Genomic DNA, 1472 nt, shown 5'->3' with positions numbered 1-1472 from the left:
ATCTAGAGGCCCAACACGTGCGCGTCCCTCATCTCACCGGCAACTCGCCGAACACTGCGTCCAACAACACAACCCGCCCTGAACAGCAGAAATGGCGCCCACACAAACCTCAGGAGCGCCACAAACGTTCGAACATGTGCCGAGATCGGGGGTGAACCATCGAGTGAGCATCGACAACGACCTACTCCGCGACCTCGACTTCGAACCCGACCCTATTGCGGGGTTGCTCAGCGACACCGTCGCCGCCCACCGCGCCGCCAACGCCGCCCTCGCCGCATCCATCACCGCCGCCGCACACTTCTACGACACCCGCATCAACGACACCCGCATCAACGACATCGACCCCAGCACCATCCCCGCCCGCCTCGACGTCGAACGCATCACCCACACCTCCGCCATCGCCGAGATCGCAGCCGCCACCACCCGTCCCGCCGGCACCGTGGAAACACACCTGAACATCTGGTGGGGAAGCAGGCCTGTCTACCGCGAGATGTTCACCGCCGGCACCATCAGCCTCGAGGTTCTACGCACTATCCGAGACCACACCCTTGGTGCCCCCGCCACCGTCATCGCCGCCCTCGAACCCGACATCGTCACCGCCACACGCCACTTCACCCCCACCCGGCTCGGCAAAGAAATCGACGCCATGATCACCGCCCTCGACCCCGAGTTCGACACCCGCGCCCGCCGACGCGCCGCCTCCACCACCAAAAAAGTGCGCGTCAGTCACCTCCCACGAGGAATGGCCCGCATGTCAGCGGTCCTCGGCGCCCGCGACGCCGCCGAACTCACCGCCCTCCTCGACACCGAATGCACCCGCGTCTGCGGCCTCGACCCCCGCCCACTCGACACCCGACGCGCCGACGCCTTCACCGCCCTCCTCCGCGGCGGACACCTCACCTGCCTCTGCACACACCCTCACTGCGAGGCCCAACACCCCTACACAGACACAGACGAGAACACCGGCGAGCAGAACACCGACGAGCAGAACACCGACGAGCAGAACACCGGCGAGCAGAACACCGACGAGCAGAACACCGACGAGCAGAACACCGACGAGCAGAACACCGACGAGCAGAACACCGACGAGCAGAACACCGACGAGCAGAACAGCGACGACACACCCAGCAACCCGGCCGGAGACAGCAACGACCCAGGCGGAGGCAGTGGCCCAGGCGAAGGCAGTGGTTCCGGTGGTGAGTCCGGATCGGGCTCCGGGTCTGCGCCGGGGCACTGATCGGCCCAGGGATTTCGGACACTGGACCCGCTTAGGATGGGGATCTACTGAAATGAGTCCGACCAGCATGAGCAGATCACGGCGATCTTTCTCGGCAGAGTTCAAGGACGAGCTGTGCCGAGAAGTGATCGACTCGTCCAAACCGATCAGTGAAGTCGCCAAGGCCTACGGGGTGGGCGACGACAGTCTGCGGCGGTGGCTGAGCAAGTATCGTGAGACTCACGGCGGCGGCCCC

General features: G+C 65.3%; 2 protein-coding genes. Both read left to right on the top strand.

Annotated features, from left to right (window positions below; genetic code table 11):
• The first annotated feature begins 163 nt into the window (after window positions 1-163).
• Window positions 164-1237, top strand: a complete 1074-nt coding sequence (locus KVY23_RS24805; RefSeq protein WP_230558533.1) for a DUF222 domain-containing protein — start codon at window positions 164-166, stop codon at window positions 1235-1237.
• A 67-nt stretch (window positions 1238-1304) separates the two neighbouring features.
• On the top strand, window positions 1305-1472 hold a 168-nt coding region (locus KVY23_RS24800; protein ID WP_230558534.1), incomplete at its 3' end, for a transposase.

The organism is Rhodococcus sp. I2R (genome assembly GCF_020889545.1).
Lineage (GTDB): Bacteria > Actinomycetota > Actinomycetes > Mycobacteriales > Mycobacteriaceae > Rhodococcoides.
The sequence above is the reverse complement of the archived record's forward strand: the minus strand, read 5'-3'. Positions and strand labels throughout refer to the sequence as shown.